11 protein-coding genes are annotated in these 15,868 nt (G+C 45.5%); 3 read left to right on the top strand and 8 right to left on the bottom strand.

The genetic code is table 11. The features are described 5' to 3' along the window. Nucleotides 1-80: 80 nt before the first annotated feature. Nucleotides 81-2,456 carry a type I DNA topoisomerase gene (topA, locus tag FBF61_RS06220; RefSeq protein WP_138476346.1) on the bottom strand — a complete coding sequence of 792 codons (2,376 nt, stop codon included), beginning with the start codon at nucleotides 2,454-2,456 and terminating at the stop codon, nucleotides 81-83. A 320-nt stretch (nucleotides 2,457-2,776) separates the two neighbouring features. On the opposite strand from topA, the gene FBF61_RS06215 reads away from it, so the two are divergent. Continuing rightward, nucleotides 2,777-5,548, top strand: a complete 2,772-nt coding sequence (locus FBF61_RS06215; RefSeq protein WP_138476345.1) for a bifunctional aconitate hydratase 2/2-methylisocitrate dehydratase — start codon at nucleotides 2,777-2,779, stop codon at nucleotides 5,546-5,548. Nucleotides 5,549-5,605: 57 nt separating this feature from the next. Then, the gene (locus tag FBF61_RS06210) at nucleotides 5,606-7,876 is read left to right on the top strand and encodes an aconitate hydratase (RefSeq protein ID WP_138476344.1); all 2,271 of its coding nucleotides are present in this window, start codon (nucleotides 5,606-5,608) and stop codon (nucleotides 7,874-7,876) included. Nucleotides 7,877-9,501: 1,625 nt separating this feature from the next. On the opposite strand, the gene lspA is transcribed toward FBF61_RS06210, so the two are convergent. From lspA to FBF61_RS06190, 4 genes are all read right to left on the bottom strand, one after another. Continuing rightward, a complete protein-coding gene (gene lspA / locus FBF61_RS06205) occupies nucleotides 9,502-10,008 on the bottom strand; it encodes a signal peptidase II (protein ID WP_229214935.1) in 507 nt (168 codons plus the stop codon). A gap of 2 nt (nucleotides 10,009-10,010) precedes the next feature. After that, a complete protein-coding gene (locus FBF61_RS06200; protein ID WP_138476342.1) occupies nucleotides 10,011-10,700 on the bottom strand; it encodes a 3-keto-disaccharide hydrolase in 690 nt (229 codons plus the stop codon). Between the two features lie 91 nt (nucleotides 10,701-10,791). Continuing rightward, nucleotides 10,792-11,562: a TIGR03915 family putative DNA repair protein gene (locus tag FBF61_RS06195; RefSeq protein WP_138476341.1), complete on the bottom strand. Its 771-nt coding sequence runs from the start codon at nucleotides 11,560-11,562 to the stop codon at nucleotides 10,792-10,794. Then, complete coding sequence (locus tag FBF61_RS06190; protein ID WP_138476340.1) at nucleotides 11,562-12,818, bottom strand: putative DNA modification/repair radical SAM protein; 1,257 nt, start codon at nucleotides 12,816-12,818, stop codon at nucleotides 11,562-11,564. The genes FBF61_RS06195 and FBF61_RS06190 overlap by 1 nt, the downstream gene beginning before the upstream one ends. Before the next feature lie 144 nt (nucleotides 12,819-12,962). On the opposite strand from FBF61_RS06190, the gene FBF61_RS06185 reads away from it, so the two are divergent. Next, nucleotides 12,963-13,712, top strand: coding sequence for a TlpA family protein disulfide reductase (locus FBF61_RS06185; protein WP_138476339.1), 750 nt, complete (start codon nucleotides 12,963-12,965; stop codon nucleotides 13,710-13,712). 152 nt (nucleotides 13,713-13,864) lie between these two features. On the opposite strand, the gene FBF61_RS06180 is transcribed toward FBF61_RS06185, so the two are convergent. Genes FBF61_RS06180 through FBF61_RS06170 form a run of 3 tightly spaced genes read right to left on the bottom strand, consistent with a single transcriptional unit; the run spans nucleotide 13,865 to nucleotide 15,724 of the window. Next, nucleotides 13,865-14,665 (bottom strand): GNAT family N-acetyltransferase, encoded by an 801-nt coding sequence (locus tag FBF61_RS06180; protein ID WP_138476338.1) that lies wholly within the window; start codon nucleotides 14,663-14,665, stop codon nucleotides 13,865-13,867. Between the two features lie 47 nt (nucleotides 14,666-14,712). Continuing rightward, nucleotides 14,713-15,252 (bottom strand): hypothetical protein, encoded by a 540-nt coding sequence (locus FBF61_RS06175; protein WP_138476337.1) that lies wholly within the window; start codon nucleotides 15,250-15,252, stop codon nucleotides 14,713-14,715. 1 nt (nucleotide 15,253) lies between these two features. Continuing rightward, nucleotides 15,254-15,724, bottom strand: coding sequence for an RNA polymerase sigma factor (locus FBF61_RS06170; protein WP_138476336.1), 471 nt, complete (start codon nucleotides 15,722-15,724; stop codon nucleotides 15,254-15,256). Between the last annotated feature and the right edge of the window lie 144 nt (nucleotides 15,725-15,868).

Genomic DNA, 15,868 nt, shown 5'->3' with positions numbered 1-15,868 from the left:
GATTTATACACTTTTGCCACGGATACACGAATATACACGAATTTTCTTCGTGCTGATCCGTGTATTCGTGGCAAGATTAATCAGCTTTTTTTGGCAGCTTTTTTAGCTGCTGGCTTCTTGGCCGCCGTTGCTTTTGCGGCTGGCTTTTTAGCGCCCCGTCCTGCCGGTTTGTCAGGAGTTTCAGCAGCCAGTTTCACCACTTCCTCATAAGTGAGCGAAGCCGGATCAGTTCCTTTCGGGATTTTTACGTTCTTTTTCCCGAATGTGATGTATGGCCCGTATTTGCCATTCAAAACTTTCGCCTCTTTATCTTCGGCAAATTCCTTGATGGTACGGTTACTGTCCTGCTGGCGTTTTTCGGTGATGATCTCTATCAGCCGCTCCTCGGTTACAGCCATCGGATCGTCGGTTTTGGCAAGAGAAACATACTTGCCGTCATGTTTTACATATGGGCCGAATTTGCCGACGTTCACGATCATCTCGCTGTCTTCAAACATACCCACTGTACGGGGAAGTTTGAAAAGTTCAAATGCTTCTTCCAGCGTAATGTTCTCCATCAGCTGGCCTCTCTGCAGGCTTGCAAATTTCGGTTTTTCCTCATCCTCCACATCACCGATCTGTACGTAAGGACCATATTTCCCGATCCTCACAGAGACTTTTTTACCCGTAACCGGATCTTCGCCCAGATCGCGGGAAGTGAGGCTGCGGTCGATTGCTTCCTCTTTTGCCTCAGCTACCTTTTTCTGAAAAGGAGTATAGAAATTTTTGATCATCTGACGCCACGCGAGCTGTCCGTCCGCAATGTTGTCAAAGTCTTTTTCTACGCTGGCGGTGAAGGAATAGTCAATAATATCATTGAAATGACTTACCAGAAAATCATTGACCACCATACCCGTGCTTGTCGGGAACAGTTTGGATTTTTCGGAACCGTAAATTTCTTTACTGACCTTACTTTTTATCTGGTTGTCGGCAAGTGTGATTTCTTTAAATTCTCTCTCATTTCCCGGCCGGTCTTCTTTAACAATGTACTCACGCTTTAAAATCGTGGAAATTGTCGGCGCGTAGGTGGAGGGACGGCCGATCCCCATCTCTTCCAGCTTTTTCACAAGGCTTGCTTCCGTATAGCGGGGAGGGTTTCTTGTAAACCGTTCCGTCGCTTTCATGTCCGCAAGGTTCAGCATTTGTCCGACGTTCAGCGGAGGCAGCATTCCTTTTTGTTCTTCGTCCCCTTCATCATCACTTGATTCCAGGTATACTTTCAAAAAACCTTCAAATTTGATCACCTCGCCCTGCGCAACCAGTTCTTCGCTTGTTGTGGAGATACCTATGGTCGCGGTGGTTCTCTCAAGCTGAGCGTCAGACATTTGCGATGCTATCGCACGCTTCCATATCAGTTCGTAAAGACGCTGTTCATTTCTGTCACTGCTGCCTTTCAGCTCCGAAAAATCGGTCGGCCTTATGGCTTCGTGAGCTTCCTGTGCCGATTCAGATTTCGTTTTGAATATCCGTTTGTTATAATAGTCATCACCGTACTCTTTGGTGATCTGTTGTCTGGCCTTCTCCAACGCCTCCTCCGACAGATTGGTAGAGTCGGTACGCATGTAGGATATTTTTCCCGCTTCGTACAATCGCTGCGCAACCGTCATGGTTTGGGCAACGGAGAAGCTCAGTTTCCGGGATGCTTCCTGTTGTAAAGTAGAAGTTGTAAAAGGAGGTGCAGGTGTTTTTTTGGCAGGTTTTACTTCAAGGTTTTTGATCGAAAACTGTGCGCCTACACACTTTTCAAGGAATTTCAATGCATCTTCTTCCGTTACAAAATTCTTTGGAAGCTCCGCGTTCAGCACTTTTCCATTTCCCAGATCAAAATGTGCGGTAACCTTGAAACTGCTTTTCGTTTTAAATGCGTCAATTTCTCTTTCGCGTTCTACAACTATACGTACTGCCACAGACTGCACCCGGCCTGCTGACAGGTTTGATTTTCCAATCCTTATTTTTTTCCAAAGTACCGGCGAGAGTTCGTAACCTACCAGCCTGTCGAGGATGCGGCGCGCCTGCTGGGCATCAACAAGGTCCACATCGATGATCCTTGGCTTGGAAATCGCATTCTGCAAAGCAGTTTTGGTGATCTCACGAAATACGATCCGCTTGGTGTCATCCGGCAGCCCCAATGCTTCTTTAAGGTGCCAGGATATTGCTTCCCCTTCGCGGTCATCATCCGTTGCCAGCCACACTTCTGCGTCTTTTGCAAGCTTTTTGAGCTCTGAGATCACTTTTACCTTATCTGCTGAAATCTCATAGGAAGGTTGAAATTCGTGCTCGACATCTACACCCATATCATGTTCAGGGAGGTCACGGACGTGCCCGAAACTTGACTTAACCGTGAAGTCCTGTCCTAAATAATTTTCAATGGTTTTGGCCTTCGCCGGTGACTCTACGATCACCAGATTTTTAGACATAATTTCGGGTTTAATATTCTGGGTAGCACTTTGGATGCTCAAATATAGGGGAGAAACAAGCAAAAAATCAAAGTACTTATGAAAACGTAACTGATAAATGTATTTAGCAGGGCCGGTGCAGGAGTGTATTTATCGTCAATTTTTTTAGAGTACCCGGGTGAGGTGAGGAGAAACCAAATTCAGCTGGTCCGGGTTAATTATATGTGTCCTAGTTCATAATAATACTAAATAAGATGAATTGAATATAGGACGCCGACAGATATTCGCGAATTTTGTATTTTCGCACGTTTTAATGACAACAGATAATCCAATTTTGATTAATGAATATTTATAAGGATTACATCAAAGAGATAGAAGAGAGAAAAAACCAGGGGCTTCATCCGAAACCGATCGATGGCGCCGAATTACTGGGAGAGATCATTGCACAAATTAAAGATGTGGAAAACGAGCATCGGGAAGACTCTCTTAAATTTTTTATTTACAACACTTTACCGGGAACTACGAGTGCTGCGGGCGCAAAAGCCAGGTTTTTGAAGGAAATCATCCTGGGCGAATCCGTAGTGGAAGAAATATCCCCGGCTTTCGCCTTTGAGTTATTATCTCACATGAAAGGTGGGCCTTCCATCGGAGTATTGCTTGATCTGGCCCTGGGTGATGATGTCTCTATTGCAAAACAAGCAGGAGAAGTTCTTAAAACACAGGTTTTCCTTTATGATGCGGACACAGACCGTCTGAAAGAAGCGTTTAAAAGCGGCAACGAAATCGCCAGGGAGATTCTTGAAAGTTACGCAAAGGCAGAATTCTTCACTAAACTACCGGACGTTCCCGAAGAAATTAAAATAGTTACGTTTATTGCCGGCGAGGGCGACATTTCAACAGATTTGCTTTCTCCGGGTAACCAGGCCCACTCACGATCGGACCGTGAATTGCATGGTTTGTGTATGATTACCCCCAAGGCGCAGCAGGAAATCAAGGCTCTGCAGGAAGAACATCCGGGCAAGAGTGTGATGTTGATCGCGGAGAAGGGTACCATGGGCGTAGGTTCGTCAAGGATGTCAGGTGTGAACAACGTGGCACTTTGGACTGGTAAACAAGCAAGCCCATATATTCCATTCGTCAATATTGCTCCGATCGTTGGAGGAACCAATGGTATTTCTCCGATTTTTCTTACAACGGTTGACGTTACGGGCGGTATCGGGATTGACCTGAAAAACTGGGTGAAAAAGGTTGATGAAAATGGTAATGTTGTTCGCAATGAAAGTGGTGACCCTGTGCTTGAAGAAGTATATTCTGTTGCTACGGGTACGGTTCTTACCATTAATACAAAAACGAAAAAGCTTTACAATGGCGATCAGGAGCTGATTGACATCTCCAAGGCGCTCACGCCTCAGAAAAAAGAATTTATAAGAGCCGGCGGTTCATACGCTATTGTATTTGGTAAAAAGATACAGACTGTCGCAGCGAAGATCCTGGATATAGAACCCACGCTTGTTTTTGCTCCATCAAAGGAGATTTCCAACGAGGGACAGGGACTTACGGCAGTTGAAAAAATATTTAATAGAAATGCTGTCGGCATAAGTCCGGGTAAAGTTTTACACGCAGGATCCGATGTCCGTGTGGAGGTTAATATCGTCGGTTCGCAGGATACGACCGGTTTGATGACCGCTCAGGAGCTGGAAGCGATGGCTGCCACAACGATTTCACCCATTGTTGACGGAGCATACCAGTCAGGTTGCCACACGGCGTCGGTATGGGATAAAAAGGCGCAGGCTAACATTCCGAAACTCATGAAGTTCATGAACGATTTCGGTTTGATAACTGCCCGCGATCCGAAAGGGGAATATCACTCCATGACCGATGTAATTCACAAGGTACTTAATGACATTACTATTGACGAGTGGGCGATCATTATCGGCGGCGACTCTCATACAAGGATGTCTAAAGGTGTTGCTTTTGGTGCTGACTCAGGAACAGTCGCGCTTGCATTGGCTACCGGCGAAGCTTCCATGCCCATTCCAGAATCTGTGAAGGTAACCTTTAAAGGCGACATGAAGGATCACATGGATTTCCGTGATGTGGTTCATGCTACACAGGCTCAGATGCTTCAGAAGTTTGGCGGAGAGAATGTATTCCAGGGCAGGATCATTGAGGTTCATCTGGGAACGCTTCCAGCCGACCAGGCATTCACCTTCACAGACTGGACCGCAGAGATGAAGGCTAAGGCTTCAATCTGTATTTCTGAGGATGATACCTTGATCGAATCACTGGAAATTGCAAAAGGAAGAATCCAGATCATGATTGACAAGGGTATGGAGAACCATAAGCAGGTTCTTCAGGGATTGATCAATAAAGCGGATAAGAGAATTGCAGAGATCAAATCCGGTGAAAAGCCGGCTCTGGTCCCAGATGCGAATGCTAAGTATTACGCCGAGGTTGTTATAGACCTTGATGTGATCGTAGAGCCAATGATCGCAGATCCTGATGTCAACAATAAAGAAGTTTCGAAGCGTTACACCCATGATACCATCCGGCCGCTTTCTTTCTACGGTGAAGATAAAAAGGTAGACCTCGGTTTTGTCGGTTCCTGCATGGTTCACAAAGGAGACCTGAAAATTGTGTCTCAGATGCTTAAGAACCTGGAAGAGCAACAAGGTAAGGTTGAGTTCCATGCGCCGCTCGTAGTGGCTGCACCTACGTATAACATCATTGAGGAGCTGAAAAATGAGGGTGACTGGGATGTGTTGCAGAAATACTCCGGTTTCGAATTCGACGACAATGCTCCGAAAGTTGCGGCACGTACCGAATACGAAAACATGATGTACCTGGAACGTCCTGGCTGTAACCTTTGCATGGGAAATCAGGAAAAAGCGGCTAAAGGGGATACTGTTATGGCAACCTCAACGCGTCTTTTCCAAGGAAGAGTCGTTGAAGATTCGGAGCGTAAAAAGGGAGAGTCCCTACTCGCATCCACACCGGTAGTTGTGCTGTCTGCAATCCTTGGACGCATCCCTAATGTGGAGGAGTATAAGGCTGCGGTTGTCGGCATTGACCTGACCAAGTTCGCACCGCCGGTTAAGCAACTAAGCAGATAGCAAGAGCGGTCCGGTTGTTGAGATGTGTGAATGTTTAAGCATTAATTTGAGAAAGATATGGCGTTTGACTTAGATATGATCAAGGGCGTTTATGCCCGCTTAAAGGAAAGAGTTGAAGCTGCCCGCAAGGTGACTGGGCAGCCCTTGACTTTGGCAGAAAAAATCTTATACTCTCATTTATGGGAGGGAACTCCTACGCAGGTTTACGAAAGGGGAAAATCTTACGTTGACTTCGCTCCCGACCGTGTTGCAATGCAGGACGCTACGGCACAAATGGCCCTTTTGCAATTTATGCAGGCTGGCAGGCCCAAAGTTGCCGTTCCCTCTACTGTACATTGCGATCACCTGATCCAAGCCGAAGTTGGCGCTGCTCAGGATCTTAAAAATGCCGTGGACAAGAATAAGGAAGTGTATGATTTTCTTTCATCCGTTTCTGATAAATATGGTTTAGGTTTCTGGAAGGCCGGCGCTGGTATTATTCATCAGGTTGTTCTTGAAAATTATGCATTTCCCGGTGGTATGATGATCGGTACCGATTCTCATACACCGAATGCGGGCGGTTTGGGTATGATTGCGATTGGTGTAGGTGGTGCCGACGCCAGCGACGTGATGTCGGGACTGGCGTGGGAATTGAAAATGCCAAGATTGATCGGTGTAAAGCTTACGGGGAGACTTAGTGGCTGGACAGCAGCAAAAGACGTTATCCTTTGGGTGGCTGGTAAGCTTACTGTGAAAGGCGGTACAGGTTATGTGGTAGAATATTTCGGCGAAGGTGCTGAAAACATCTCCGCAACCGGAAAAGCCACGATCTGTAACATGGGTGCTGAAATCGGTGCAACCACTTCGATTTTCGCCTATGATGAAAAAAGCGCTGCGTATTTGAGAGGTACCAACCGGGCAGACATTGCTGATGCCGCCAATGAAGTGAAGGAATATCTTCGGGCTGATGATGAGGTATATGCTGATCCTGCAAAATACTATGATCAATTGATCGAACTGGATCTTTCTACACTGGAACCACATGTGAACGGACCATTTACGCCGGATCTGGCGTGGCCTCTTTCCAAATTCGCTACTGCGGTAAAAGAAAACGGCTGGCCGGAAGTCCTTTCGGTAGGTTTGATCGGGTCTTGTACCAACTCTTCATATGAAGATGTGAGCCGTGCAGCGTCGCTTGCGCAGCAGGCTGTTGATAAAAAATTGAAAGTAACTTCTGAGTATACCATTACGCCAGGTTCCGAGCAGGTGAGGTATACAGTAGAGCGTGATGGTTTCCTGGATACTTTTGCAAATATTGGCGGCGTAGTGCTGGCCAATGCCTGCGGGCCTTGTATCGGACAGTGGGCACGTCACGGAGCTGAAAAAGGAGAGAAAAACTCCATCATCACTTCTTTCAACCGTAACTTCTCGAAACGTGCGGACGGAAATCCCAATACGCACTCTTTCGTTGCTTCGCCTGAAATTGTAACTGCTTTGGCTATTGCCGGTCGTCTCACATTCAACCCGTTGACAGACAAGCTGATCAATACGGAAGGTGAGGAGGTGATGCTGGATGAGCCAACGGGTCTTGAGCTTCCTGCAAGAGGTTTCGCCGTGGAGGATGCCGGTTACCAGGCACCCGCAGAAGATGGCAGTAAAGTTCAGGTTTTGGTAAGTCCTACGTCTGATCGTTTGCAGCTTCTCGAACCTTTCAAAGAATGGGAGGGAACAGATCTGAAAGGGTTGAAATTGCTTATCAAGGCAAAAGGAAAATGTACGACCGACCATATTTCTATGGCTGGACCATGGTTGAAATTCCGTGGTCATCTCGACAATATATCCAACAATATGCTGATCGGTGCGGTGAATTTTTATAATGAAAAGACCAACACCGTTAAAAATCAGCTCTCCAACCAGTATGCCGAAGTCCCTGCTGTTCAGCGCGATTACAAGGCACACGGGATCGGGACGATTGTGGTTGGGGATGAAAACTATGGTGAAGGTTCGTCAAGAGAACATGCCGCGATGGAGCCGCGCTTCCTGGGAGTTCGTGCGATCCTGACAAAATCTTTCGCGCGTATCCACGAAACCAACCTGAAAAAACAGGGAATGCTTGCGCTGACTTTTGCCAACACAGGCGATTATGATAAGATTCAGGAGGATGATACAATTGATATCGTTGGCCTGGAAACATTTGCTGAAGGACAACCGCTGACGATCGTTTTGCATCACAACGACGGTACAAGCGAGGAATTCCCTGTAAATCATACATACAATGAACAGCAGATCGAATGGTTCAAAGCAGGATCTGCATTGAATATTATCCGCAAATCAGTAGGAGCGACCTAGGCCGTTATAAGATTCATTACAAACTAGAAAAGCTACCAGTCGGTAGCTTTTCTAGTTTAACCAGGGTGCATGGAAGATGTCTAGCCAATGAATTATCCCAGGATATGGGTAGCCCCGCTGGGGCATCTGAAGGTTTATCGGCATATTCAGTGCAATTAAGATATTGCCCTGATGAGGCAGGGCATTGATTTCAGAGAATAGTGCAGATTGTTTGAATTACTGCCCGGTAACGTCTACGTAGAAAAATATGCAACTACTACCCGATAGCGGATATTTTAGAAAAACATTGACAACTGTGAAATTATTTAAAGAACAGCAGCTGAACTATGAAAAGCCCCGGAACGAGCCACTTCCAAAATGCCCCATCGGGGCAACCACTGGCATGATCAAATTAAGCTCCTATCAATTCCCAAGATGCCCCGTCGGGGCTACCCCTTTTCTCATTTAACTTTGGAGCACAGAAGATGTGGGTAACCAATGAATTATCCCAGTATATGGGTAGCCCCGCTGGGGCATCTAAGGGTTTATCGGCATATTCAGTGCAATTAAGATATTGCCCCGATGGGGCAGGGCAGTGGTTTCCGAGAATAGTGCTGACTGTTCCAAATAGTGTCCGGTAGCGGCTATTTAGACAAACATCCGAAACTGTAAATTTAAGTCAGTGATAAATATCTGAACAATAAACGGTTCCGGAACAAGCCTCTCCCAAAATGCCCCATCGGGGCAACCCCTGACTTGAACAAATTAAGCCCCTATCAATTCCCAAGATGCCCCGTCGGGGCTACCCCTTTTCTCATTTAACTATGGAGCACAGAAGATGTGTAACCAATGAATTATCCCAGTATATGGGTAGCCCCGCTGGGGCATTTAAAATTTATCGGCATATTCAGTGCAATTAAGATATTGCCCCGATGGGGCAGGGCAGTGGTTTCCGAGAATAGTGCAGATTGTTTGAATTACTGCCCGGTAGCGTCTACATAGAAAAACATTGACGACTGTGAATTTATCTAAAGAACAGCAGCTGAACTATGAAAAGCCCCGGAACGAGCCACTTCCAAAATGCCCCATCGGGGCAACCCCTGGCATGATCAAATTAAGCTCCTATCAATTCCCAAGATGCCCCGTCGGGGCTACACCTTTTCTCATTTTACTATGGAGCACAGAAGATGTGTAACCAATGATTTATCCAAGACTATGGGTAGCCCCGCTGGGGCATTAGAAGGTTTATCGGCATATTCAGTGCAATTAAGATAATGCCCCGACAGGGCAGGGCAGTGGTTTCTAGAATAGCGCAGATTGTTTGAGATAAGGTCCGGTAGTGGCTATTGATAAACATGCGAAACTGCAAATTTAAGTCAGTGATAAATATCTGAACAATAAACTGTTCCGGAACGAGCCTCTCCCCCAATGCCCCATCGGGGAAAAAGCCACTTCCAAAATGCCCCATCAGGGCAACCCCTGACTTGAACAAATTATGCCCACTATCAACTCCCCAAATTCCCCATCGGGGAACCCCTCACCCGATCATATTATGTTCCCTATCATCTCCCAAGATGCCCCATCGGGGCAACCCGTAACTTGAATAAATTATACCCCCTATCAACTCCTAAAATGCCCCGTAGGGGCTACCCCTTCACTAGCCGGGATTTTTGGCGGTTGTAGGATTGAATAAAAAATATGATCATACCCATCATGATCGACACATCCGCCATGTTAAAAATACCAGTCTGGAAAAGTCCGAAATTGATATGCAAAAAATCCGTCACGGAACCATGGATGAGCCGGTCGTATATGTTGCCGATCCCTCCGCCAATTGCGAAGCTGAGTGCCAGCGCGCTCATCAGCGTCAGGTTCTTTTTCACCAGCACATATATGACACCACCCATCAGCGCAATAAGCGGTATAATTGAGAGGATCAGCGTCTTCAGGAACCCTGGCAAGTTGCTGCCAATGCTCAAAAATGCACCTGTGTTTTCAACATAGGTAATGGTAACATGATTCTTAATGACACTGATGGTTTCATAAAAACCTACATTTTCCCGTATCACATTTTTTGAAATCTGATCACAGCCGATATTGGCGATCAGAATAATCAGTACGGCTATATTGCGCGCAGCCCGGTTTGATTTCACGTTTATTTTGTCAGCTGTTTAATAGGAGCAACTTCTATTTTTTTAAATTCTACCTCAGAACCTTCCGCCTGCAGGGCGATTTGTCCTTTGCGGGCAGTTGCATTATAACCGTAATTTACCATTTCCCCGTTCAGCCAGACCTTGATATTATTTTGATAACATTCTATTGTCATTGAATTCCACTCTCCGAGCGGTTTTTCGGTCTCGTCGGTCAGGTTTGGAATTCGGCGAAGCTTATCACCGTTTACGCCCCATTTCTCTTTCGGGCCGCGTCTTTTTTCCATGTCTGGCACAGTAATATCTTCCTGAATACACCAGAAATCGCCTGCATTTTCATGCATCATCTGCACTTCAATCGATTTGGGGAACATTTCATAAAGCGCGCGGGGAGTAGACACAAAAACCAGAGCACCGCAATTGCCCGGCTTTCCCGCAAAGCGATACTGAAATGTCAAGCGGAAGTTTTCGTATTGTGCATCCGTGATGAGGTGCCCGCCGGGGACCCCAAGGCTTACCAGCAGGCCATTACGAATAATAAAAGGGTTTGGCGCCGACGGATTTTTATCCATTTCGGGAATGTCAATGTGCCAGCCGACAAGGTCTTTCCCATTAAAAAGTGATTTCGTTTGACTTTGAGAATGATGAGAAATGCAACCGAAGACAATGGCAAGGATAATAAAGGCTTTTTTCATAAGTGGTTCAGGAATTGCAGGAATGACTGGAAAACTAAAATTTTAGCAATAATAACCCATCTTGCCTGAAATGTTTGCAGCCACAAAAAAATCAACCCTGCTTTTCTGACAAATACTTCCAGTAACGTTTCGGAACGTGGCGGATATGTAATTTCATGTTTTTTCTGGCAGGGATGTTGGTGCTGCGAAAATAATCCTTCCACAGTAACGAATACAACTCCTCTTTTGGATCGAGTACCTGTTGGGGCAGGGCATTGAGGTTTGCTGAGAATTCTGCTGCAAAATCGAATTCAATTTCTTCGACCTTTTCCAGGTCATAAAACAGGCCGTATTTTCTTTTCAGATCATAAATGAGCCATTTTTGATCGGCATATCTGTTTTTGAAATGGTCGGTCAGCAGGGGAAGTACATTGAAATCAGGATCAATATGGGCGTAATAGATCTGATCGGCAGTTTGCTGAAACCTGATGAACGCTTCCATCCTGTGCTTTTCGCGGTGGACTTTCTGGCTCATTTGGGAGATCGCCAGTACATGTTTGTTGCCATAATTTTCCGATGCTCCCTCCGCATGGTCAATAATGTATCTGGCAAAGTCCAGCAGATCCTGAAAAATATCGGGTTGCTCGGATAAAAAAGCTTTGTAAATCCGAAGCATCCATTCCCGGTCAAGTTTTTTCGCAAGGCCCGCCCAAACTCTTTTGGCCTTTTCATCTTCGCTGATCACGGTAAAGCTTTCCTGAAAAACATCAGGATGGAAATGCTCGCGGCTTACCAGCTTCACCTGCGCAGCTTTTTTCTGATAGCTATGAAAAACAGCAGTGAGCAGCCCTTCGAGCGTTCCGTCAAAAACATATAAGTCCATCAGAAAAGCGAAAGCTGGTTTTGTGCGGTCTTAAGATATTTACTGTTGCCCTCAGAAAGTATGACACCTTTGATATGCCCGGCCTCATATTCTCTGAGTTGTATAGGGCTATCCGCGTAACGGATGAAATGTCTGGCTTTTTTAAAAGATATGCCTATTTTTTTGAGCTGGTCCTGGTGCAACCTGCCAAATTTCCTGGCCTGGACAATTTTCAAAGCTGATGCTACTCCGATGCCCGGTACGCGCAGGATCATCCGGTAGTCCGCCGTATTTACATCTACCGGAAATTGATCCAGGTTCCGGAGTGCCCAGCTTAACTTGGGATCAATGTCAATATCCAGGTTTGGATTGGCGTCGTTCAGGATTTCCTGCACGTCAAAACCGTAAAACCGCATAAGCCAGTCCGTTTGATAAAGCCTGTTCTCCCGGATCAGCGGAGGCTGGGAGCCGATCACGGGCAGGCGGGTATCGTGACTAATCGGAATGTAGCCTGAATAGTAAACCCTTTTGAGCGAAAAATTTTTGTAAAATGCATTGGCCGTATGCATAATTTCCTTGTCCGATTCCGGCGTCGCGCCGATAACCATTTGTGTGCTTTGCCCGGCAGGGACAAATCTAGGCGTACTTTTTATCAATCCTTTTTCATCCGAAAATTGCACAATGCTTTGCTGAATGTAGTTGAGCGGCTTTTTGACGTCTTCATGGGATTTTTCCGGCGCTAATAATTTCAAGCCCAGTTCGGTCGGCATTTCCAGGTTAATACTCATCCGGTCGGCATACATGCCTGCTTCTTTCAGCAATTCCTCACTCGCTCCCGGTATAGATTTTAAATGAATATAGCCGTTGAACCTTTCCTCGTTACGAAGTTTTTTCACAATCCTGACCAGCCTCTCCATGGTATAGTCGGCGTTTTTGAAAATGCCCGAGCTGAGAAAAAGTCCTTCGATGTAATTGCGGCGATAAAAATTCATCGTCAGTTCCACCACTTCGTCCACAGTAAAAGCCGCCCTTTTTATATCATTGCTGCGGCGCGACACACAAAAGGCACAGTCGTAAACGCAATGGTTGGTCAGGAGAATTTTCAGGAGAGAGACACATCGGCCGTCCTCGGTATAAGTATGGCATATTCCGGTCCCTTCCGCGTCGCCCAATCCCTTATTTTCATTCTTTCGATTGCTGCCGCTGGATGAACACGACACATCATATTTCGCGGCGTCAGCCAATATCTCCAACTTTTCACGTATCCGCTCGAACATATAACAAAATCAAGAAGTTGTTTTTTATCTAAAATATTGAGACCTGTAAAACTGTTATAGCAACAAAGGTAGCCCGTGTAACGTGCGTTTAAATATCAATCTTTTGATATTAATTCAATCTTTTATCTATCAAAATCGTTCCAGATGAAATTAAAGAAAGAGGGGATTTTCATTTTGGTCAATTTTATTTGCTTGGCGGGGATTGTTCGTGCGCAGTCGGAGGAGCCGAAAGTAACAAGGTATAATGGGAAAATAAGTCAGCAGATTGTCATGACGAGGCCCTCAACGATCATCGATCATGCCACCGGAAAAAGGATCAGCTATGAAACCTATGATCAGGTGTTGAGGAAAAATCCAGGTCAGTATGCTACCCGGCCGGTTTTTGATAAATATGGAAAAGCATCGTCATTCGCTCTCGTCAAAAAGAGCCAGTTGGATATCCGGAGCAACGGAGCTGTAATGAACAATCCCGACATGATGCCTGAGATCGGGGAGCCAATTCCTCCTTTTGTTATGACAGGTCTGGACGGCAAGGAATACAACTCGGATCGGTTAAAAGGTAAATATGTATTGCTGGGTTTTTGGGTTAAATATGAAAAGCCACTTTATACATTGGCGAGCACGAAAGTGATTTCCGATTTTGTTGAAGAAAACCGGAAAAATGGAATCGAGATTGTTTCGCTGGGTACTACCTTGAATACCAGGGAAGAGTGTCTGGAGGCTATACCGAAACGAAACTGTGGCTTTGTTCCGGTCCCCGATTCTTATGGTTTCAATCACCGCTACCACATCAGCGAAACGCCCTATTTTATTCTTGTTGACAAAAACGGGATTGTAAAAGCCATGGCGCCGCATACGGAGTTTTTTCGTATAGCAGAATTGAGGCTTCGGTGATTTTGAATGAGTGAATGAGTGAATGAGTGAATGAGTGAGTGAGTGAGTGAGTGAGTGAGTGAGTAAGTGAGTGAGTGAATTTTTATGTTGCTTGCTAGCGCCGAGGTCTTCTCGGTTTCTCTATTCCGCGGATGCTATTCTCAAAGCAGATGCTACCCCAGCTGCCCGCTAATCCAGTTACAAAGGTTTCGCGGCTGCCAGACTCTCTTAGGGCCCAAATACATTCTCCTGGAAGTTTTCCGGAATACGAAATTGTTGTCCGTCACAAAATCCGCCGAAATCGTATTCTCAACAGGAAAAACCGCATTATCATAAGTCTGTATTCGCAGCTTCATCAATTCGGTACCGGCCACGTCGGTAACCGCGAGGACAGGCCCGTCGCCCCAGCCGGGGATGTAAAAACCTTCCACTTTTGAGTTGTTCACATAAAGCATTGCCGAATCTATAAAATCATTCAGAATCCCGCTCCGGTCTTCGCCCGAAACCTTGCGGTCGAGTTCCAGTACCTCTTGGCTGAATTTTTCTTCATATTCCAGCAGATTTTCTGACAAAACCTGACCTTCCGTTTTTTGATTTCTGATGTAGTGAGCATATTCTGTCTCAACTTGGAAACCGAGCTTTTTGTAAACCGGATAACCAAAATCCGTCGCATCGAGGTAGATCGTTGGATAATGTTTCCTGTCGATGCCATCGATCAATTCCTTCGTAATAGTGTTGCCAAGCCCTTTTTTTCTGTGATCGGGATGCACGACAATACATGCAAGCCACGCGGTATCCTTATGGAACATACTCGTTCCGATGGCTATCACCTGGCCCCGTTCTGTGATTTTAATGGGCTTGCAAAACGGAGAATCGATAAAGTAACGGAAACGGGGTACAAGGTCGCCCCAGTCGGCAGGTTGCAGATCACGGAGCTGTTCGAGATCGCTTGAAAAAAAATCGGTACTGACCATTTAACTTATGGTGATTTGAAGAGCGTGTTTTAACGGCAACTAAATTCTTAAAATTCTTCTTCCAATCGACTAAAATGGTCTATTTTTCTTTTCCAGGTAAGGTACGACAGGATAAAAAGCACCAGGTAAACGAGAATGGCCAGGGACATGATCAGGTATTTTTGGCCAGTAAAATGAATGCCGTTCATAAAAAAGGCCAAAAGTGAAACCGCATAAAGAGCCGAGGAAAACAGGGAAAACAACCTTACCCGTTTGAGTGTGGTAACTTGTTTATACAATGATAGTTTAATGTTAAATTCAGTAGCAGGAGTTTTTATAAAAATATAGCCGACGACATTATTCAGAATGTAAATACAGACGCTCAATACCAACAATACATTGAGGTATAAAGGCTTATTGATCCCGTCGAATCCGTCGTAATATCCGAAAAGGAGGGCCGTCAACATGATAGCTTCGGCAAGCATTTTAACCCGGATTTTTTTCAATGTAGGATGGCTGGTGATCTTCGTCATCATTTCTATTTCTTTTTCTGAATAAGAGCCGTTACCTGCATTTTGCCAGCCGGTCTTGAAATCATCGATGTTCATATTATTTTCTGTTTAAGATGGTTTTGAGTTTTTCTTTAATTCTGTTGATCCGAACTCCCGCATAATTTTCACTGATACCGGTTATTTCTGCGATCTCCTGGTAGGAATAGTCTTCGAGGTAAAGGGAAATAATAGCTTTTTCCGAATCGTTCAGCATTCTCAATGCCCCGTACATCCTCTCTTCGTTTTCCGATGGCCCCGGCTCCTCTCCGGGAAGCTCAGGAAGGTTTTCGGTTGCACGAATTTCCGGTTTTGGTTTACGGTATACCGCAATGGCCGTATTAAGCGCCACCCTGTAAATCCAGGTACTGACCTTGGATTCCTGCCTGAAAGCCGGAAAAGCCCTCCACAACTGGTACACAATTTCCTGAAACAGGTCCTGCTGATCTTCCGGGGTGTTTCTGTACATCCTGCTGATTTTGTGGATGATTTTCTGATGCGTTCGAATGGTTTGCAGGAAATTTTTCTCCATGGAAAGTTGATTTGTTATTGCCTTTCACAATTGGTAGTTTTTTTGAGCCGAAACTTACAGTACGGCATTTTATTTTCGCATAGCCGGTGATGCGTCTTTGTCAAAGTAAAGAGTATTTTTATAAATTGGGCATTCAACTAACCT

It is taken from the genome of Dyadobacter bucti (assembly GCF_005869225.1).
GTDB lineage: Bacteria > Bacteroidota > Bacteroidia > Cytophagales > Spirosomataceae > Dyadobacter > Dyadobacter bucti.
Note: the sequence above shows the minus strand (reverse complement) of the source record. Positions and strands in the feature narration are given on the sequence as shown.